19 protein-coding genes and 2 pseudogenes are annotated in these 18,788 nt (G+C 52.2%); 14 read left to right on the forward strand and 7 right to left on the reverse strand.

The window, feature by feature from the left end; translation table 11 throughout:
* The first annotated feature begins 58 nt into the window (after window positions 1–58).
* The 6 genes and pseudogenes from J4650_RS20105 to J4650_RS20130 all read left to right on the forward strand — a co-directional run.
* Entirely contained in the window at window positions 59–1,393 is a 1,335-nt protein-coding gene (locus tag J4650_RS20105) for an MFS transporter (RefSeq protein ID WP_000777314.1), read from the forward strand.
* 10 nt (window positions 1,394–1,403) lie between these two features.
* Complete coding sequence (locus J4650_RS20110; RefSeq protein ID WP_021294116.1) at window positions 1,404–2,363, forward strand: aminoimidazole riboside kinase; 960 nt, start codon at window positions 1,404–1,406, stop codon at window positions 2,361–2,363.
* A gap of 9 nt (window positions 2,364–2,372) precedes the next feature.
* Window positions 2,373–3,413, forward strand: coding sequence for an ADP-ribosylglycohydrolase family protein (locus J4650_RS20115; RefSeq protein WP_000557881.1), 1,041 nt, complete (start codon window positions 2,373–2,375; stop codon window positions 3,411–3,413).
* A gap of 62 nt (window positions 3,414–3,475) precedes the next feature.
* Window positions 3,476–4,198: a GntR family transcriptional regulator gene (locus J4650_RS20120; RefSeq protein WP_001528882.1), complete on the forward strand. Its 723-nt coding sequence runs from the start codon at window positions 3,476–3,478 to the stop codon at window positions 4,196–4,198.
* Between the two features lie 97 nt (window positions 4,199–4,295).
* A pseudogene (locus J4650_RS20125) lies at window positions 4,296–4,421 on the forward strand (hypothetical protein); the annotation flags it as partial.
* 51 nt (window positions 4,422–4,472) lie between these two features.
* Window positions 4,473–4,613, forward strand: a pseudogene (locus tag J4650_RS20130) (CDP-diacylglycerol diphosphatase); the annotation flags it as partial.
* Between the two features lie 89 nt (window positions 4,614–4,702).
* On the opposite strand, the gene J4650_RS20135 reads toward J4650_RS20130, so the two are convergent.
* From J4650_RS20135 to lsrR, 3 genes are all read right to left on the reverse strand, one after another.
* Window positions 4,703–5,053 (reverse strand): cupin domain-containing protein, encoded by a 351-nt coding sequence (locus tag J4650_RS20135; protein WP_001173080.1) that lies wholly within the window; start codon window positions 5,051–5,053, stop codon window positions 4,703–4,705.
* 13 nt (window positions 5,054–5,066) lie between these two features.
* Window positions 5,067–6,659: an autoinducer-2 kinase gene (gene lsrK, locus J4650_RS20140; protein WP_023993656.1), complete on the reverse strand. Its 1,593-nt coding sequence runs from the start codon at window positions 6,657–6,659 to the stop codon at window positions 5,067–5,069.
* 86 nt (window positions 6,660–6,745) lie between these two features.
* On the reverse strand, window positions 6,746–7,705 hold the full coding sequence (gene lsrR / locus J4650_RS20145; RefSeq protein ID WP_001283049.1) for a transcriptional regulator LsrR: 960 nt from the start codon (window positions 7,703–7,705) through the stop codon (window positions 6,746–6,748).
* A gap of 255 nt (window positions 7,706–7,960) precedes the next feature.
* Between lsrR and lsrA the strand changes: the two genes are divergently transcribed.
* The 7 genes from lsrA to J4650_RS20180 all read left to right on the forward strand — a co-directional run bounded on the left by lsrA (window position 7,961) and on the right by J4650_RS20180 (window position 14,633).
* The gene (lsrA, locus tag J4650_RS20150; protein ID WP_001167248.1) at window positions 7,961–9,496 is read left to right on the forward strand and encodes an autoinducer 2 ABC transporter ATP-binding protein LsrA; all 1,536 of its coding nucleotides are present in this window, start codon (window positions 7,961–7,963) and stop codon (window positions 9,494–9,496) included.
* Complete coding sequence (gene lsrC, locus J4650_RS20155) at window positions 9,490–10,533, forward strand: autoinducer 2 ABC transporter permease LsrC (protein WP_000911133.1); 1,044 nt, start codon at window positions 9,490–9,492, stop codon at window positions 10,531–10,533. Before lsrA ends, lsrC begins: the two co-directional genes overlap by 7 nt.
* A complete protein-coding gene (gene lsrD, locus J4650_RS20160; RefSeq protein ID WP_072100810.1) occupies window positions 10,530–11,531 on the forward strand; it encodes an autoinducer 2 ABC transporter permease LsrD in 1,002 nt (333 codons plus the stop codon). Before lsrC ends, lsrD begins: the two co-directional genes overlap by 4 nt.
* A gap of 28 nt (window positions 11,532–11,559) precedes the next feature.
* Window positions 11,560–12,582, forward strand: a complete 1,023-nt coding sequence (gene lsrB / locus J4650_RS20165; protein ID WP_000090737.1) for an autoinducer 2 ABC transporter substrate-binding protein LsrB — start codon at window positions 11,560–11,562, stop codon at window positions 12,580–12,582.
* A 28-nt stretch (window positions 12,583–12,610) separates the two neighbouring features.
* Window positions 12,611–13,486, forward strand: coding sequence for a 3-hydroxy-5-phosphonooxypentane-2,4-dione thiolase (lsrF, locus tag J4650_RS20170; RefSeq protein ID WP_000774146.1), 876 nt, complete (start codon window positions 12,611–12,613; stop codon window positions 13,484–13,486).
* Window positions 13,487–13,568: 82 nt separating this feature from the next.
* Entirely contained in the window at window positions 13,569–13,859 is a 291-nt protein-coding gene (gene lsrG / locus J4650_RS20175) for a (4S)-4-hydroxy-5-phosphonooxypentane-2,3-dione isomerase (RefSeq protein ID WP_001543603.1), read from the forward strand.
* A gap of 9 nt (window positions 13,860–13,868) precedes the next feature.
* Window positions 13,869–14,633, forward strand: coding sequence for an epimerase (locus J4650_RS20180; protein ID WP_023993654.1), 765 nt, complete (start codon window positions 13,869–13,871; stop codon window positions 14,631–14,633).
* Window positions 14,634–14,724: 91 nt separating this feature from the next.
* Here the strand turns inward: J4650_RS20180 and tpiA are convergent, their stop codons facing one another.
* Together tpiA and J4650_RS20190 are read right to left on the reverse strand one after the other, a co-directional pair.
* The gene (gene tpiA, locus J4650_RS20185) at window positions 14,725–15,492 is read right to left on the reverse strand and encodes a triose-phosphate isomerase (protein WP_001216339.1); all 768 of its coding nucleotides are present in this window, start codon (window positions 15,490–15,492) and stop codon (window positions 14,725–14,727) included.
* 112 nt (window positions 15,493–15,604) lie between these two features.
* Window positions 15,605–16,201 (reverse strand): YiiQ family protein, encoded by a 597-nt coding sequence (locus tag J4650_RS20190; RefSeq protein ID WP_000802241.1) that lies wholly within the window; start codon window positions 16,199–16,201, stop codon window positions 15,605–15,607.
* A 100-nt stretch (window positions 16,202–16,301) separates the two neighbouring features.
* Between J4650_RS20190 and J4650_RS20195 the strand changes: the two genes are divergently transcribed.
* Complete coding sequence (locus tag J4650_RS20195; RefSeq protein ID WP_000155237.1) at window positions 16,302–16,730, forward strand: DUF805 domain-containing protein; 429 nt, start codon at window positions 16,302–16,304, stop codon at window positions 16,728–16,730.
* A gap of 106 nt (window positions 16,731–16,836) precedes the next feature.
* Here J4650_RS20195 and fpr read toward each other — a convergent pair whose 3' ends face one another.
* Entirely contained in the window at window positions 16,837–17,583 is a 747-nt protein-coding gene (fpr, locus tag J4650_RS20200) for a ferredoxin--NADP(+) reductase (protein ID WP_023993653.1), read from the reverse strand.
* 96 nt (window positions 17,584–17,679) lie between these two features.
* Window positions 17,680–18,690, reverse strand: a complete 1,011-nt coding sequence (gene glpX, locus J4650_RS20205; protein ID WP_001250624.1) for a class II fructose-bisphosphatase — start codon at window positions 18,688–18,690, stop codon at window positions 17,680–17,682.
* Window positions 18,691–18,788: the final 98 nt, after the last annotated feature.

Genomic DNA, 18,788 nt, shown 5'->3' on the forward strand with positions numbered 1-18,788 from the left:
TAGTGACATCATTAATTGTTCACCAGATTTGCGCTGCTAAGCGTAAAGGAATATCAACATGAAACTTTCTATTGTGGAAAAAATCGGCTTCGGCGCGGGAGATATGGCGATAAACGTTGTGATTATCGCCATGCAGCTGCTCCTCGCCTATTTCTATACCGATATCTACGGCCTGAGCGCCGCTGATGTTGGCGTACTGTTTGTGGTTGTGCGGATGATTGATGCCATTATCGATCCGGCCATGGGGGTTCTGACCGATAAACTGAATACGCGCTGGGGACGTTACCGCCCGTGGCTGCTGTGGTTTGCCATTCCTTTTGGTTTCGCCGTGTATTTGATGTTTATTACGCCTGATATGGCTTATATGGCCAAGCTGGCGTGGGCCTATGGCACCTATATTCTTATGACCCTGGTCTATACCGCGATCACCATTCCCTATATTTCGATGATTGGCGTGATTACCAGCGACCCCGTCGAACGGTTAAGCGCCAACGGTTATCGCTTTGTGATGACCAAGATTGCCGCTTTTCTGGTGACTATCGTCGTACCGATGCTTGCCGTCTGGCTGGGGCAGGGCAACAAGGCGCTGGGTTACCAGTTTTCGATGGGGCTGATGGGGGCGATGGGCGCCTTGCTGTTTATCTTCTGTTTTCTTACCACGCGTGAACGCAGCGAGCCGGAAATTACGTCGTTATCGGTGGGGAAACAGTTTAAATATCTGTTACGCAACGATCAGTGGATTATTCTCGGCGTTGTTATTCTGCTGCTGATGTGCGGTTATGTTATTCGCGGTTCCGTTGCCGCTTATTACGCCAAGTATTATCTGAACGGCGGAGATAGTCTGATTTCACCCTTCCTGACTACCGGCGTCGTTGCCTCTATTTTAGCGATGATCGCTACCACCTGGATAACCAAGTTCTGGGACAAAATTAAGATGTTCCGCTACACCCAGATTATTACCTTTATCCTGAGCGCGCTGATGTATTTCTCCGTCGGGCGTGAAAATCTTATCCTGGCGTTTGCGTTCTATTTTCTTATTAATTTCTTCTGCGATATGCAAATGCCGGTGTTCTGGTCCTCTATCGCCGAAGCGGTGGATTACGGCGAAAAGAAAACCGGTCTGCGCGTTTCCGGGTTGGCGTTTGGCGGCATCCTCTTCTTCCAGAAGTTTGGGATGGGGATCGCGGGCGGGATACTCGGATTCCTGCTGAGCCACTTTGGCTATCAGGCCGATGTTGAACAGAGCGCGCGTTCGCTCACCGGTATTGCGCTGATGATGACGCTCATTCCGGCTCTGTTTCACCTTGCGGTTGGGCTGCTTATGAAAAAGTATCTGATTAACAACGAATATTATCGTGATATTCAGCTTGCCCTGGCGCAGAAACAGGCATAAGGAGGCGCAAATGAAGGCCATGAATAAGGTTTGGGTTATCGGCGATGCCTCCGTTGACCTGGTGCCGGAAAAACAGAACAGCTATCTGAAATGCCCCGGCGGAGCGTCGGCGAACGTGGGGGTATGCGTTGCCAGGCTGGGCGGAGAGTGCGGTTTTATTGGCTGTCTTGGTGACGATGACGCCGGCCGCTTCCTGCGCCAGGTTTTTCAGGATAACGGCGTGGATGTCACGTTTCTAAGGCTGGATGCGGACCTGACCAGCGCGGTGCTGATCGTCAACCTGACGGCTGACGGGGAACGCAGCTTTACCTATCTGGTGCATCCGGGGGCTGATACCTACGTTTCGCCGCAGGATTTGCCGCCGTTCAGGCAGTACGAATGGTTTTACTTCAGCTCAATTGGCCTCACCGACAGTCCCGCTCGCGAAGCATGTCTGGAAGGGGCGAGACGCATGCGAGAAGCCGGTGGCTACGTGTTATTCGACGTCAACTTACGCAGCAAAATGTGGGGGAATACTGATGAAATCCCTGAACTGATCGCCCGGTCCGCCGCACTGGCTTCTATCTGCAAAGTCTCGGCAGATGAGCTGTGCCAGCTCAGCGGGGCCAGTCACTGGCAGGATGCGCGTTATTACCTGCGCGATCTTGGCTGTGACACCACGATCATTTCGCTGGGGGCCGATGGCGCGCTGTTGATTACCGCCGAGGGGGAGTTCCATTTTCCCGCACCACGCGTCGATGTCGTCGATACCACCGGGGCAGGCGATGCTTTTGTCGGCGGCCTGCTGTTCACCCTTTCCCGCGCAAATTGCTGGAACCATGCCCTGCTGGCGGAGGCTATCAGCAATGCCAACGCCTGCGGCGCCATGGCGGTAACGGCAAAGGGCGCAATGACCGCTTTACCGTTTCCCGACCAGCTAAACACTTTTCTTTCCAGCCATTCGCTGGCACAAGCCATGACCGTGAAATAAGGAGTCATCATGCACGTTGATCAAAACAAAATACTGGGATGCCTGGTGGGCGCCGCCGCCGCGGACGCGATGGGAGCCGCGACGGAAGTACGCACCCAGCAGCAAATAAAAGACTATTTTGGCGGCTGGGTGACGACCTTTCAAAAACCGCCAGCGGACACGTTTGGCCGCTGCAACGAAGCGGGGATGTGCACGGATGATTTTATTCAGGCGAAGTACATTATGGATGCGCTGCTGCGCCATCAACGCCAGGTCAGCGACGAGGCGATGCGCGAGGCTTTTCAGCAGTGGCTGGATTACCCGTACTACGCCAACTTTACCGGCCCGACGACGCGTGCGGCAATGAAGGCAATATTCAATGATAACCGCGCCTCTTTACAGGGTGAGCTGGAAGGCGAAAAACAGTCGGTACAGATTATTAATAAGGGTAACGCGGAGGCAACGAACGGCGCCGCCATGAAGATTTGGCCAGCGGCGGTGCTGCATCCGGGTGATATTGACGCGGCGATTGACTGCGCGCTACAGATTTGCCGTTTTACGCATAATAACGTGCTGGCGATGTCCGGCGCAGCGGCGATGGCGGCGGCAACCAGCGAGGCGTTAAGAGCGCAGACCAACGCAGACAGCATTATTGCCGCTGGTATTTACGGTGCGCAAAGGGGCTATCTGCTGGCGCAGGAGCAAGGGGCGATGATGGTGGCCGGGCCTTCCGTTGCCCGACGCATTGAGCTGGCCGTAGATATCGGTAAACGTCATCGTCATTGGGAAACGGCGATAGTGGATATTGCCGATATTATTGGCTCCGGGCTGCACGTGAGTGAAGCGGTGCCGGCGGCCTTTGGCCTGTTCGCGTGTTGTCCGAATTCTGCCGTAGATGCTATTATCTCCGGCGTTAATATCGGCAATGATACTGATACTGTCGCCACCATGGTTGGGGCGATTTCCGGCGCATTCCATGGCGTGGAGGCTTTTCCCGCCGATTATTTAACGACTTTGGATCGTATGAATCATTTCGATTTGGCAGAACTGGCCAGGCAAATCGCAGGGTAGCGACTTCACCCTGCCGGGGACGGTAAAACGTCCCCTGCTGGCGAAGACGTGAGGTGCGCAGCTTGCAGGTTGATAAAACGAGCTTTACTCCGCTTTATAAGCAACTATTTTTTATCATCTGTCAGCAGATCCAGAACGGGTCTTTGCCTTTGGGTAGCCAACTACCGACGCAAAAAGAGATTGCCAGATCCTACAACGTCTCGCTGATTGTGGTTAAACAGGCCTGGAGCGAATTAATCAATGCGGGCATTATTTCGTCGCAGCGCGGGAGTGGTTCGGTGGTGTGCTCGGTGCCGGAAGGCGTGAGCTACGGGCACACGTTTCGCGGTATTACCCGCGATCTCCAGGACGCCAGCGTGGCGATTGAGAACCGTATTCTGGAAATCGCGCCGCGCCGCGCGCGCGACGCTCAGGCAGACGGCTTGAGCCTGCCCGCACAGCATCACTATCTCTATATTTCGCGTATTCGTTGCCTGAATAACCGTCCGTTTAACCATGAAAAGATCTATCTCGATCTTAGCTTCTTTCCCGATCTGCAACTTACACCGCAGGCGCTGGAGCATACGTCGCTTTATTCGTTATTAAACGTCACAAGCGACTCGGCGATAGAAAAAGTTGAGGCGATTTTACCTTCCGCTGACCTGTGCGAAAAATTGCAAATCGCCGCCAATAAACCGCTGTTATCTGTCGCCAGACAGACGTTTCAGGCCGGGAAGGACAGCCCTTTTGAGTATTGCCGCTATTACGTGCTGTCTGAATACTTTGGTGAAATTCATTATCACTGATCTGTCCGCTTAATCCTGCGATAACCCCACTATATCTGGCGTTTACCTGCCTGACTGTCCGTCGTATTCTTGCTGAAAAAATCGTCAGGAGACAGGTATGTCGCTCTGGTTGCCCCATCCTCTGTTCCTTCCTTTCATCATGGTTGGCATTACTATCCTTCTGTGGGCGACTTCGCCACTGCCGGAGTTTATGACCGCACTGCTATTTTTTGCTGCTGTGGTGGCGATGGGACCAGGGAAAGTTCCTGCGCGGGCGGGGATGCTGTGATGTATCGCGCTGGCGGTGATACGCCAAAGCGATGGCTCTTTTGTCCTGCTGGCGACCGAGCGTAATTTACTGACCTTCAATCGCGCTTCTGCCGAGGAAATTCAGGATCATCAGTGTGATATCTTGAACCAACAGGTCATCAAATGACAGCTTGATATTGCATTAACGAATGCCGGTTGGAGGCCGGACAAGGCTCTTGTGGCGCTATCCGGCAAAATCTGGCGATGGCGCGGGCGTTACCAGGCCGGTGGATCTGCGGGGTGGCTGTCATTTTCCAGATGCGGCGATTTAATAAACACGCCTTTCCAGGGTTTATCACCGTTATTAATGAGATAATGCGCCTCCCCAGGTTCGCACTGTAAAACATCTCCAGTTTGCAGGATATGAGGTGTTCCTTCCAGATACAGGCACACTTCACCGCTTAGGGTATAAAAAATCTCACAAGCGGTATTATGGCGATGGTTAGGGAATGACTGCCCTGGTTGTAGTATGACGACGCCCATATCGCAGCCCGGCCCACGGATTAAGTATTTAGGGCCATTATCGCCAAAGCGGTATTCATGATTCTTCTCATTCGTTTTTTGCATGCTTATTCTCCTGTTACAGGCCTGGCGCTTTCCAGAGGGATGTCGTTAAGCCACCATCGACCAGCGCGCGTTGATCCTGATAAACGGCCTGCCATTTTTCTCTGGCCTGCTGATAGACAGCGAAATTTTCAGGATTAGGTTTATGCTCCCGATCCCAGCGCACTAGCTTTTCTCCCGTTTCCGCCAGCGATGGCCAGACACCCACGCCAACGCCTGCGGCAATAGCGCACCCTAGCGCGGTAGCTTCTTTGACGACAGGTACGTGAACGGTGAGTCCCGTAACGTCGGCAAGGATTTGGCTCCATAATTTGCCTTTAGATCCTCCGCCGGCAAAAACCAGCGAGTCGGCCTGTACGCCGGAAAACGCGGCAATTTGCTGTAAATTGCAGGCGGAAACAATGGCGGCATTCTCTTCCAGCGCGCGAAATAGGGTCGCTTTATTACACTTTTCAGGATCGATAGACAGATTGATAAACGACGGCGCGGCATGGTACCAGCATTTAAAACGCATAACGTCAGAGAAGATGGGCATCACACCGTACGCGCCGGGAGGCACCCGGCTGGCCATATCTTCCAGCAGGGAATACGCATCAATACCTAACCTTTCAGCGATTAGTTTTTCCTCGGCGCAAAAGGCGTCGCGGAACCAACGCATCGTTAACCCAGTAAAAAAGCTAATAGACTCGGTTTGTACCATACCGGGGATCACATGAGGATTGATGCGAACGTTCATGTTTGGGTCGGTGACCGGCGCGGGAAGATTGACGACCTGTTGCCAGAAGGTTCCGCCCAGCACGGCCGTTTGCGCCGGGCGTACGACGCCCAGCCCCAGACAGCCTAACTGCACATCGCCGCCGCCAACGATGACCGGCGTACCCGCTTGCAGGTCGCACTGTTCAGCCGCTTTCTGTGAAATGTGACCGAGCAGCGTCCCGGTTTCTTTTACCGGCGAGAGAATGTCAGAACGCAGGCCCGCCATCTGTAACAGACTACGTTTCCAGTTGCGGGTCACCAGATCCAATAACCCCGTCGTGCCTGCGTTGGAGGGATCGACCGCCAGTTCGCCGCTGAGCATAAAGGCCATCCAGTCGCTGATCATAGTGACGGTTGACGCGCGATGATAAATATCCGGACGATGGTGGGCAAGCCAGAGCAGACGCGGAATAGCGCTGAGCGCCAGCGTTTGCCCGGAGCAACGATAAACTTCCTCCTCAAAGGTGTTATCGTGCAGCTCTTTTAATTCACTGACTTCGTGCGCCGCGCGGGCGTCAACATTAGCGCAGGCCCAAATTGGTTCGCCATTACTGTCATAAATAACAATGCCTTCACGCATCGAGCAGGCCGATACGGCAGCGATAGCCGTTGCAGGGATGGCGGCTTTCTGTAGTGCCTGACGGATACACTGGCAAGCCAGTTGCCAGTTTTTGGCAAGATCAAACTCCATCGAACCAGGCACATCCGGCACGGCCAGATGCTGCCATTCCGCTTGACCGACAGCTATTTGCTTTCCTTGTAGATCAAAAATTACTGCTCTGACGCTACCGGTACCGGCGTCAAGAGCCATCAGGTAATGTCCTGATTCAGTATGGGTACAGAGTCGAGCCATTTTTTTATCCTCGGCTATTTTTACATCGTTACATAAAATCCTGTCAGTTATTGTTTATTGAATTGAGGTAAGTGTTATTTTATTTTTTATTTTTCAATAAGTTGAATTATTTTCCCTGCGGTTTTCTGATCGGTAACCAGCGCATTGATATAGTTACCGCGCATAGCGGCAATAATAGCTTCTGCTTTTTGTTCGCCGCCGGCGACGCCAATCACGGTTGGGATCGTGGAAAGTGAATTTAACTTCAGGCCAATTAATTCGTTATGGATTTTGATGTCTGGAATAATTTCGCCATGAGCATCAAAAAAATAGCCCAGAATATCGCCTACTGCGCCTTTGCGGCCAATCATGAGTTGTTCACCCTGAGTGATATAGCCGGATTTTAAGATACTGGCTTGATCTTTCTGGTTAATTGCCCCAATCCCCACGATGGCGGCATCGGCAGCTTGCGCTGTGAGCATCACATCCCGCACGCTATTTTCATTGCGCAGCGTGCAGGCAATTTCCTGCGATGATGCGCGCAGCGGCGCGGGCATAATACTTACGCTACAAGCGGCATCAAGCTGGCCTATTCCGGTCATATACGGCCCCACGCCGCCGGATAACGTGACCAGTCGGATTTGTTGCGCCGAGATAAATCCGCTGAGGCGTTTTAATGTGGTCATCGTGGCTTCGCCAAAGCCGACGGCCAGCAGTTGCTGTGGCCGCAGTGACTCCATCAGCATATGGGCGGCGCCGATTCCTAAGCGCAGACCAATATCGGCATCGGGTAATGCCGGCAGCACGCGGATATTCTGCAATGCGAAGTGGTTGCGCAAGGCATTTTCATACTCAAGACACCCTTCGAAGCGGGAGTTGATTTGTACGCGAATAATACCGGACTGATGCCCTTTCTCCAGCAGACGAGAAACCTTTAGCCGGGTTAGCCCCAGACGCTCGCTGATTTCACTCTGCGTCAATCCATCGTGATAGTAGAACCAGGCAATACGCGCCACCTGCTCTTCTTCGCACATTCCATAATCAGATACCAACGTATTATCGCTCATTGTCATAACCTGGCTTTACTTTGAACATTTCTAAATCATTAACACAATTGTTCAGTTATCACTCCGAAATAACCGTGATTAACGCCACAAAAACGCGTCAAATCTGAACATTTATCATCTAAAAATTCATTTATTCAGAAAACGTGATCTGGATGAGAGTTTTTTGACCAAATAACTACTACCGTTTTGAACAATTTCTTTTTCAAAAAACATTTGTTCAGTCCCGTCAGTCAACATTGAGGGAGCGGAGGCAACATGCAAATCAGTCACAATACTGCATCCCCTCTGATTTGTGTGCAGAACATTTATAAAAGTTATTCCGGCGTCGAAGTACTAAAGGGAATTGACTTTACTCTGCATGCGGGAGAGGTGCACGCATTGCTTGGCGGCAATGGTGCGGGTAAATCAACATTAATGAAGATTATTGCCGGTATAGTCCCGCCAGATGGAGGGACTATCGATATTGCTGGTGTGCGTTGCAGTCATTTAACGCCTCTGAAGGCGCACCAGTATGGCATTTACCTGGTTCCCCAGGAGCCTCTGTTATTTCCGAGTTTATCTGTGCGGGAAAATATCTTGTTTGGCTTGCAGGGACGTCAGGCCTCCACGGAAAAAATGCAGCAGCTATTAAAGGCGATGGGATGCCAACTCGATCCGGCGAGCGCTGCGGGTACGCTTGATGTTGCAGACCGCCAGATCGTTGAAATTATGCGCGGCTTGATGCGCGACTCGCGAATCTTAATTCTTGATGAGCCCACGGCGTCGTTAACGCCAGCCGAAACTGACCGGTTATTTACGCGTCTGCAAGAGTTGCTGAAAAAGGGTGTCGGAATTGTATTTATTTCTCATAAGCTACCAGAAATTAGACAGTTAGCTCACTGCGTTAGCGTGATGCGTGACGGTAAAATCGCATTATTCGGAAAAACGCATGACCTTTCTACCGACGAGATTATTCAAGCTATCACCCCGGCAACGCAGGGCGTCAGTCTTTCCGCGAATCAAAAGTTGTGGCTGGAATTGCCTGGCAGCCGCCCGCAGAACGAACGTGGTGCGACGGTATTAGCGCTGGAGTCACTGACGGGCGAAGGTTTTATGAATATCAACCTTGAGGTGCGGGCAGGCGAAATCCTTGGTCTGGCCGGGTTGGTCGGCGCGGGACGCACAGAACTGGCTGAAACGCTGTACGGTATTAGACCGGTCAATGCGGGGCGGATGCTGTTCAATGGCGAAGAAATTAACGCCCTGACAACCCAACAGCGGTTGCAGCTCGGCCTGGTCTATTTGCCGGAAGATCGGCAGTCATCCGGGCTGTATCTTGACGCTTCCCTGGCATGGAATGTCTGTTCGCTGACCCACAACCAAAAAGGATTTTGGATAAAGCCCCAGCGGGATAACGCCACCCTTGAACGTTACCACCGCGCGTTAAATATCAAACTCAATAATGCCGAACAGGCGGCGCGTACTTTATCCGGCGGTAACCAGCAAAAAGTATTGATTGCCAAATGCCTGGAAGCCTCTCCGCAATTACTGATTGTCGATGAACCGACCCGCGGTGTCGATGTCTCCGCCCGCAGCGATATTTATCAGCTGTTGCGCAGTATCGCGCAACAAAATGTCGCAGTGCTGTTTATTTCCTCCGATCTGGAAGAGATAGAGCAGATGGCCGATCGCGTATATGTCATGCACCAGGGGGAACTGGGGGGGCCTGCGTTATGCGGCGAGGAAATTAACGTTGATACCATCATGCACGTTGCGTTTGGCGAACATGGTGCGTCGGAGGCAACATGTTGAAATTCATCCAAAATAACCGGGAAGCGACGGCACTGCTGGCAATAGTCTGTTTATTCGTGTTTCCTGGCGCGCTGGATAGCCAGTATTTGAGCGTGCAAACGCTGACAATGGTTTTCAGTAGCGCGCAAATTTTGATGCTGTTGGCGATTGGCGCGACGATGGTAATGCTCACCCGCAATATTGATGTATCGGTGGGCTCGACGACAGGCATGTGCGCGGTATTGCTGGGAGTGATGTTAAACGCCGGCTATAGCCTGCCGGTCGCCTGCCTGGCCACACTAATATTAGGAATTGTCGCCGGATTTTTTAATGGCGTACTGGTTGCCTGGTTGAAGATACCCGCCATTGTCGCCACGCTGGGAACGCTGGGCTTGTATCGTGGGATCATGCTGCTATGGACAGGGGGGAAATGGATTGAAGGATTACCCGCAGGCTTAAAGCAACTCTCTGCTCCGGTGTTTCTGGGAATTTCCGCAATCGGCTGGTTTACCCTGGTGTTAGCGCTGCTTATGGCCTGGCTCCTGGCGAAAACCGCCTTTGGCCGCAATTTTTACGCCACCGGCGATAACCTGCAGGGCGCCCGGCAATTGGGTGTCCGTACCGAGATGGTACGCATCATGGCATTTTCACTTAATGGCGGTATGGCGGCATTGGCTGGAATCGTGTTTGCCTCGCAGATTGGCTTCATTCCCAATCAAACCGGCACGGGGCTGGAAATGAAAGCCATCGCGGCCTGCGTATTGGGGGGAATTAGCCTGTTAGGCGGGTCAGGCACGGTCATCGGCGCTATTCTCGGCGCTTATTTTCTTACGCAAATCGATAGTGTGTTAGTGCTGCTGCGTATCCCCGCCTGGTGGAACGATTTTATTGCTGGCCTGGTATTGTTGGGCGTACTGGTATTCGATGGGCGGCTGCGTTGCGCATTACAACGCAATCTGCGCCGCCAGAAATATGCCCGTTTTATATCACCACCCACTCCACTACAGGCGGAAGCAAAAACGCACGCACAACAGAATAAAAACAAAGAGGTGGCATGATGAATCCATGGCGACGCTATAGCTGGGAAATTGCGCTGGCAGCCTTATTGATCTTTGAAATTCTGGCTTTCGGTCTGATTAATCCACGTTTATTAGATATTAATGTCTTACTTTTTAGCACTAGCGATTTTATTTGTATCGGTATTATCGCTTTGCCGCTAACAATGGTTATTGTCAGCGGTGGTATGGATATTTCATTTGGTTCTACCATCGGGCTATGCGCGATTACCCTGGGTGTGCTGTTTCAGCTCGGTATGCCGCTACCTTTAGCGATTATTATTACCCTACTACTCGGCGCAATATGTGGGCTGATAAATGCCGGACTTATTATTTATACCGGCGTAAACCCGTTGGTGATTACCCTGGGAACCATGTATTTATTTGGTGGTAGCGCATTATTGTTATCTGGTATGGCTGGCGCCACGGGTTATGAAGGTATTGGTGGATTTCCCACAGCGTTCACTGACTTTGCCAATATTTCATTTCTTGGTATTCCCATGCCGCTTATTTTTTTTCTTGTGTGCTGTCTGTTTTTCTGGCTGCTCATGCATCGCACGCATATGGGACGCAACGTTTTCCTGATTGGCCAGAGCGCCCGTGTCGCGCAGTACAGCGCGATCCCGGTGAATCGCACGTTGTATACCGTGTATGCCATGACCGGATGCGCCTCCGCTATCGCCGCCGTATTACTGGTTTCTTACTTTGGCTCCGCACGTTCGGATCTGGGCGCCTCTTTCCTGATGCCGGCCATTACGGCGGTTGTGCTGGGAGGCGCCAATATTTATGGTGGCTCCGGGTCGATTATGGGGTCCGCGTTGGCGGCGCTGCTGGTGGGATTTTTACAGCAGGGGCTACAGATGGCCGGAGTGCCGAATCAAATTTCCAGCGCATTGTCCGGTGCGCTTCTCATTGTTGTTGTCGTTGGTCGTTCCGTCAGTTTGCATCGTCACCAAATCCTTGAATGGTACTCACGCCGTCGCAATGCGCATCAGGCATGATTTCCTTTTGAAATTTATGGAGAAAAAAATGGCAAGACACAGCATTAAAATGATCGCCTTACTCACTGCGTTTGGTCTGGCATCTGCGGCAATGACCGTGCAGGCGGCAGAGCGGATTGCTTTTATTCCCAAACTGGTTGGCGTGGGCTTTTTTACCAGCGGCGGCAATGGCGCGCAGGAAGCGGGAAAAGCGCTGGGCATTGACGTAACTTACGATGGCCCTACAGAGCCCAGCGTCTCAGGCCAGGTTCAACTGGTGAATAACTTTGTCAATCAGGGGTATGACGCCATTATCGTTTCTGCCGTTTCGCCTGATGGCCTGTGCCCGGCGTTGAAGCGGGCAATGCAAAGAGGCGTGAAAATATTAACCTGGGATTCCGATACCAAGCCGGAGTGCCGTTCTTACTATATCAATCAAGGGACGCCAAAACAGCTCGGCAGCATGCTGGTAGAGATGGCCGCTCATCAGGTGGACAAAGAGAAAGCGAAAGTCGCTTTCTTCTATTCCAGCCCAACGGTGACCGACCAGAACCAGTGGGTGAAAGAAGCTAAAGCCAAAATTAGCCAGGAACATCCGGGGTGGGAGATAGTCACTACCCAGTTTGGCTATAACGATGCCACGAAATCGCTCCAGACGGCGGAAGGTATCATCAAAGCGTATCCCGATCTGGATGCCATCATCGCGCCTGACGCTAACGCTTTACCTGCTGCGGCACAGGCGGCGGAGAACCTTAAACGCAATAATCTCGCGATTGTTGGTTTTAGTACGCCGAATGTAATGCGCCCTTATGTTCAGCGCGGCACTGTTAAAGAGTTTGGCCTGTGGGATGTCGTCCAACAGGGAAAAATTTCCGTATATGTCGCCAATGCGTTGCTGAAAAATATGCCAATGAATGTCGGTGATTCACTGGATATTCCCGGCATCGGCAAAGTCACCGTTTCACCTAATAGTGAGCAGGGATATCACTATGAGGCAAAAGGTAACGGCATTGTGTTATTGCCGGAGCGTGTCATTTTCAACAAAGACAATATCGACAAATATGATTTCTGATAACTGTTATGTATCGACGGAGTAAAGAATGGCTGATTTAGATGATATTAAAGATGGCAAAGATTTTCACACCGATAAACCACAAACTAACACTTTGTTCGCATTAAAAGGCTGTGGCGCGCTGGATTGGGGAATGCAGTCCAGACTGGCGAGGATTTTTAATCCCAAGACCAGAAAAACGGTCATGCTGGCCTTTGACCATGGATATTTCCAGGGGCCGACAACCGGACTTGAGCGTATTGATATCAATATTGCGCCGCTCTTTGAATATGCTGATGTCTTAATGTGTACTCGCGGCATATTACGCAGTGTGGTACCTCCGGCAATCAATAAACCAGTCGTTTTACGCGCGTCCGGGGCGAATTCTATTCTCACTGAATTAAGCAATGAGGCGGTTGCGGTGGCGATGGATGACGCTGTGCGGTTGAATAGCTGTGCTGCTGCCGCACAGGTTTATATTGGTAGTGAGCATGAACATCAGTCGATTAAAAATATTATTCAACTGATTGATGCCGGGTTACGCGTTGGGATGCCAATAATGGCAGTGACCGGGGTGGGTAAAGATATGGCTCGCGACCAGCGTTATTTTTCACTGGCAACGCGTATCGCTGCGGAAATGGGGGCGCAAATTATCAAAACGTATTATGTCGATAAAGGTTTTGAGCGTATTGCGGCAGGTTGTCCGGTGCCGATTGTCATCGCCGGCGGTAAAAAACTGCCTGAACGTGAAGCATTGGAAATGTGCTATCAGGCGATTGACCAGGGGGCTTCTGGCGTAGATATGGGGCGTAATATATTCCAGTCAGAAGATCCGGTAGCCATGATTAAAGCGGTACATGCTGTCGTTCATCATAACGAAACAGCAGAGCGTGCTTATGAGCTTTTTTTGAGTGAGAAAGGTTAAATGAGATCGCTTCCCCATCTTTTACCGATGCGAGGAGATGGGGATGACGGTTATTTTATTTGGAATAATCAGGGGGTTAATGATGCACGTTACGCTGGTTGAAATTAACGTTCATGATGACAAGGTTGAACAATTTATCGATGTTTTTCGGCAGAATCATCTGGGCTCAATTAAAGAGCCGGGTAACTTGCGTTTTGATGTTCTGCAGGATCCGCAGGTGCCTACGCGATTTTATATTTATGAAGCCTACGTTGATGAACAGGCCGTCGCTTTTCACAAGACAACGCCACACTATAAAACTTGCGTGGAGCAGCTTGAACCGTTGATGACCGGTCCGCGGACAAAAAAAGTTTTTATGGGTTTGATGCCTTAAGGAGCGCTCATGAACAGCCAGTTTGCCGGATTAACGCGCGAAGCATGTGTGGCATTGTTAGCGTCATATCCGCTTAGTGTGGGTATTCTGGCAGGGCAGTGGATTGCGTTGCATCGCTATCTGCAACAGTTGGAAGCGCTAAACCAGCCGCTGTTGCATTTGGATTTGATGGATGGTCAATTTTGCCCGCAGTTTACCGTTGGGCCATGGGCAGTTGGGCAACTGCCGCAAACTTTTATCAAAGATGTTCATTTGATGGTAGCGGATCAATGGACGGCGGCGCAAGCCTGCGTGAAGGCGGGCGCACACTGCATCACGCTTCAGGCTGAAGGCGATATTCATCTGCATCATACGCTAAGCTGGCTTGGTCAGCAGACCGTGCCCGTTATCGGCGGTGAAATGCCGGTGATCCGGGGGATTAGTTTATGCCCGGCAACGCCTCTGGATGTCATTATCCCCATTCTGAGCGACGTTGAGGTTATTCAACTACTGGCAGTGAACCCTGGATACGGCAGTAAAATGCGCTCCAGTGATTTGCACGAGCGCGTGGCGCAGCTTCTCTGTCTACTTGGTGATAAACGCGAAGGTAAAATTATCGTTATTGATGGGTCGTTAACGCAGGATCAGTTGCCTTCGCTGATTGCACAGGGCATCGATCGTGCTGTTTCTGGTAGTGCGTTATTTCGTGATGATCGGCTGGTTGAGAATACGCGGAGCTGGAGGGCGATGTTTAAGGTTGCCGGGGATACTACTTTCTTACCCTCCACAGCATAAATGCCGGATGGCGGCTTTACCTTATCAGGCCTACATAAGCACTCGGCTGATAGGCCTGATAAGCGCAGCGCCATCAGACATTGATTGGCAATTAAGCTTGCTTAGCCGCTTCTGCTGCTTTCACGATCACCGCGAAGGCGTCAGCTTTCAGAGAAGCGCCGCCTACCAGTGCGCCGTCGATGTCCGGCTGCGCGAACAGTTCGGCTGCGTTGGAGGCATTAACAGAACCGCCGTACTGGATAATGACCTGTTCAGCGATTTTTGCGTCAGCTTTAGCAATGTGGTCACGGATGAATTTGTGCACTGCCTGCGCCTGCGCAGGAGTTGCAGATTTACCGGTACCGATCGCCCATACGGGTTCGTAAGCGATAACCGCGCCTTCAAAGGCTGCCGCGCCCTGCGTTTTCAGTACCGCGTCGATCTGGCGTGCGCACACTTCTTCTGTTTTGCCCGCTTCGTTTTCCGCTTCGGTTTCACCGATGCACAGTACCGGCGTCAGACCTTGTTCTTTCAGTACGGCGAATTTTTTGGCGATCAGCTCGTCAGATTCTTTGTGATAAGTACGACGCTCGGAGTGGCCGATAATAATGTACTGCGCGCCGATATCCTTCAGCATTTCAGCCGAAGTTTCACCAGTGAATGCGCCAGACAGGTTCAGATCAACGTTCTGCGCGCCCAGCATAATGTGGCTACCGGCAGCAGCGCGTTTCGCCAGATCGATATACATTTCCGGCGGAGCGATTGCCACGTCGCAGCCTGCTACGCCCGTCAGTTCTTTACGCAGGTTAGCCACCAGTTCGTTTACCATGTGGCGGCTGCCGTTCAGTTTCCAGTTACCCATCACTAAAGGATGTCGCATTTCATTTCTCCACGCTTAGTCAGCGAATTAAGGAAGATGGCCGCTCGTCAGAGCAGCATGGTCTATGAAACAGTATAGAGATTCATCCCCGGAAAGGCTTTGCTTTTTGTCATCAATTCGCCCCTTCCAGATTTTCAGATAACGCCAGCTTAATCGGTTCAACCGCGAAGGTCAGCCCCTTTTCGCCGTTATCTGCGACAACATAACGTACCGCGCCTTCGGTCTCGGCGTAATAGTGTTTACCTTTACCGGCGATAAGCATCTTTTGCAGTTTTTTCTGGCTTTGCTCTTTTGTCAGCAACGGGGCGACAGTGCGAATAATGGCGGCCATATATTCCAGCGCTTTCGCTTTCGCCGCTTTCTGTTCCGGCCCCTGAATGGGCAGCCAGGTAATCTGCATACTTTTCACTTTGAGCGTACCGCGCTCCAGCGCCGTGGAGGCATACAGATTTTCGTTAATCTTACTGGCGGCGCGGGTCAGATTCGCCTTATCGCGGCTATTCTCAATGGCGCGAAATTCATTGAGCGGCAGATCGGGATTCTGGCGGTTAAAGTTCTCACGAAACTGGCTAATAGAAAGATCAAAGGTTGGCGAGCCCGCCAGCAAATAGGGCGCTGTCGTGGTCGATGAAGAGAGCTGCGCGTGCGCCGTTATGCTGGCGGTGAGAGCAGAAAACAACAGTAAAAACAGAGTACATCCTGGCTTCATCAATCTTACCTTTCGTTAGGACTGCTCACGATTAAAACGATAACTGTCGGGCTTGTCAAAAGGGTAAACTGTAGCGGAAGGCAAAATATAAGGAACTTACATGACCATACAGCAATGGTTATTCTCATTTAAAGGGCGTATCGGACGCCGTGATTTCTGGATTTGGATCGGCCTCTGGTTTGCCGGGATGCTGGCGCTATTTTCGCTGGCGGGGAAAAATCTGCTTGATATCCAAACGGCGGCATTTTGCCTGGTGTGCCTGCTGTGGCCGACCGCCGCCGTCATGGTCAAACGTCTGCATGACCGGGGACGCTCCGGCGCGTGGGCGTTGCTGATGATTCTGGCGTGGATGCTGCTGGCCGGAAACTGGGTGATGCTGCCGGGGATGTGGCAGTGGGTCGTCGGGCGATTTATTCCGACGCTGATCCTGGTGATGATGCTTATCGATCTGGGCGCGTTTGTCGGTGTTCAGGGGGAAAATAAGTTTGGGAAAGCGACACAGGACGTGAAGTTTAAAGCAGAACCGTAAACGGGCGGTAAACCGTAATTTGCCCGGTGGCGCTGACGCTTACCGGGCCTACAGATTGGTGATGATTTGCAGGCCGGATAAGCCCTAGCCGCCATTCGGTAAAACATCACCAGTAATGTTCAGCCGTCATATGCCCCGGTCGGCGGCGCAGATGTTTAGTCATCTGTCGGGTCTCTTTCAGCAGTTGCTGCGTATCGCGCACCATCTGCGGGTTCCCGCACAGCATGACGTGGCTGGTCTCTTTATCCATCGGCAATCCAACGGCTTTTTCCAGCTCGCCGTTTTCAATGAGCGCTGGCACGCGTCCGGTAAGCGAGCCTGGCACCCTCTCCCGGCTGACCACCGTTTGGATGCGCAGCTTGCCTTCATAACGCTGTTGCAGTTCCAGCATTAGCGGCAGATAGCTTAAATCGGCGGCGAAGCGTGCGGCGTGGACCAAGACCAGATTTTTAAAGCGCGCGACATCCTGGCCATATTGCAGAATAGACAAATACGGGCCAATAGCGGTTCCGGTTGCCAGCATCCATAGCGTCTCGCAGTCAGGCACTTCATCCAGTACAAAGAAACCCGACGCGTCGCTGACCACTTGCACCTCATCGCCAGGTTTTAGCGCCGCCAGCCGCGGGCTGAGCTTTCCTTGCGGCACCGTCACCAGATAAAACTCTAAATTCGGATTGTCAGGCGCATTGACATAGGAATACGCGCGCTGAACGCGCTCGCCATCGATCTCCAGTCCGAGTTTGGTAAATTGGCCTGCAGTAAAAGGATTAATGGGGGCGTGAACGGTCAGGCTGAACAGTGCGTCAGTCCAGTTTTGCACCTTAGTGACTTTACCTGTTACCCAATCGGCCATGGTTTTCTCCTGTTCTGAATCGCTAACCTTATCTTCGTTCGTCAGGAGAAAGATTTCCAGCCCCGCGAGGCTGGAAGGCTCTAACTAACAAATGCGCTAGAGGATATGCGCCTGCACATCCGGATCTTTACGATCAAGATAGTGGATCGACTGAATGCGGCGGATGGTGCGTGATTTGCCGCGGATCAGCAGCGTTTCCGTCGTGGCAATATGGCCTTTCCGGCTAATTCCTTCCAGCAGATCGCCTTTCGTGATGCCGGTCGCGGAGAAAATAACGTTATCGCTACGCGCCATGTCGCCCAGGCATAACGCCTTGCCCGCTTCAATGCCCATTGCTTTGCAGCGCGCCAGCTCCTGTTCGCCAATGCGGCGGTTTTCTTCGCTGTCGCCTTTCACGTCATGGCGCGCCAGCAGACGTCCCTGCATATCGCCGTCCAGCGCGCGGATCACCGCTGCGGATACCACGCCTTCTGGCGCGCCGCCAATCCCGTACAGCACGTCGACTTCGCTATCCGGCATACAGGTCAGAATTGAGGCCGCGACGTCGCCGTCAGGAATGGCAAACACGCGTACGCCCAGTTTGGCCATCTCTGCGATGACCTCGTCATGACGCGGTTTTGCCAGAATGGTCACGGTCAGATCGCCAAGCGGTTTACCCAGCGCATCCGCGATGTTGCGCAGGTTATCCGCCAGCGGCAGATTGAGATCGATCGCCCCTTTGGCGCCCGGACCGACAATCAGTTTTTCCATATACATATCGGGCGCATTCAGGAAACAGCCTTTATCGCCGACCGCCAGCACCGCCAGCGCGTTCGCCTGACCCATCGCCGTCATGCGCGTGCCTTCAATCGGATCGACGGCGATATCTACCGCATCGCCGTGGCCGGTACCGACTTTCTCGCCGATATAGAGCATCGGGGCTTCGTCGATTTCGCCTTCGCCAATCACGATGGTGCCGTCAATGTTGACCTGGTTGAGCATGATACGCATGGCGTTGACCGCCGCGCCGTCCGCGGTATTTTTATCGCCGCGTCCCAGCCATTTGTAGCCAGCCAGCGCCGCCGCTTCGGTCACACGGGAAAATTCGATGGCAAGTTCTCGTCTCATAACAAACTCGTAGCAAAAAGGAGTGGCGCGCAGTGTAGCACAGGGGAAGGAGGGAATAATTGATGTGTGTGCGGAGTTGCCCCCGCACAAAGATTTTG

Source organism: Salmonella sp. 32120201201600049SM (assembly GCF_017572835.1).
GTDB classification, from domain to species: Bacteria; Pseudomonadota; Gammaproteobacteria; order Enterobacterales; family Enterobacteriaceae; genus Salmonella; species Salmonella enterica.

Excerpts from the sequence above, each read along its gene's own strand:
- J4650_RS20105 (WP_000777314.1), top strand. The coding sequence starts at position 59 with ATGAAACTTTCTATTGTGGAAAAAATCGGCTTCGGCGCGGGAGATATG.
- J4650_RS20110 (WP_021294116.1), top strand. The coding sequence starts at position 1,404 with ATGAAGGCCATGAATAAGGTTTGGGTTATCGGCGATGCCTCCGTTGAC.
- J4650_RS20115 (WP_000557881.1), top strand. The coding sequence starts at position 2,373 with ATGCACGTTGATCAAAACAAAATACTGGGATGCCTGGTGGGCGCCGCC.
- J4650_RS20135 (WP_001173080.1), bottom strand. The coding sequence starts at position 5,053 with ATGCAAAAAACGAATGAGAAGAATCATGAATACCGCTTTGGCGATAAT.
- lsrK (WP_023993656.1), bottom strand. The coding sequence starts at position 6,659 with ATGGCTCGACTCTGTACCCATACTGAATCAGGACATTACCTGATGGCT.
- lsrR (WP_001283049.1), bottom strand. The coding sequence starts at position 7,705 with ATGAGCGATAATACGTTGGTATCTGATTATGGAATGTGCGAAGAAGAG.
- lsrA (WP_001167248.1), top strand. The coding sequence starts at position 7,961 with ATGCAAATCAGTCACAATACTGCATCCCCTCTGATTTGTGTGCAGAAC.
- lsrC (WP_000911133.1), top strand. The coding sequence starts at position 9,490 with ATGTTGAAATTCATCCAAAATAACCGGGAAGCGACGGCACTGCTGGCA.
- lsrD (WP_072100810.1), top strand. The coding sequence starts at position 10,530 with ATGATGAATCCATGGCGACGCTATAGCTGGGAAATTGCGCTGGCAGCC.
- lsrB (WP_000090737.1), top strand. The coding sequence starts at position 11,560 with ATGGCAAGACACAGCATTAAAATGATCGCCTTACTCACTGCGTTTGGT.
- lsrF (WP_000774146.1), top strand. The coding sequence starts at position 12,611 with ATGGCTGATTTAGATGATATTAAAGATGGCAAAGATTTTCACACCGAT.
- lsrG (WP_001543603.1), top strand. The coding sequence starts at position 13,569 with ATGCACGTTACGCTGGTTGAAATTAACGTTCATGATGACAAGGTTGAA.
- J4650_RS20180 (WP_023993654.1), top strand. The coding sequence starts at position 13,869 with ATGAACAGCCAGTTTGCCGGATTAACGCGCGAAGCATGTGTGGCATTG.
- tpiA (WP_001216339.1), bottom strand. The coding sequence starts at position 15,492 with ATGCGACATCCTTTAGTGATGGGTAACTGGAAACTGAACGGCAGCCGC.
- J4650_RS20190 (WP_000802241.1), bottom strand. The coding sequence starts at position 16,201 with ATGAAGCCAGGATGTACTCTGTTTTTACTGTTGTTTTCTGCTCTCACC.
- J4650_RS20195 (WP_000155237.1), top strand. The coding sequence starts at position 16,302 with ATGACCATACAGCAATGGTTATTCTCATTTAAAGGGCGTATCGGACGC.
- fpr (WP_023993653.1), bottom strand. The coding sequence starts at position 17,583 with ATGGCCGATTGGGTAACAGGTAAAGTCACTAAGGTGCAAAACTGGACT.
- glpX (WP_001250624.1), bottom strand. The coding sequence starts at position 18,690 with ATGAGACGAGAACTTGCCATCGAATTTTCCCGTGTGACCGAAGCGGCG.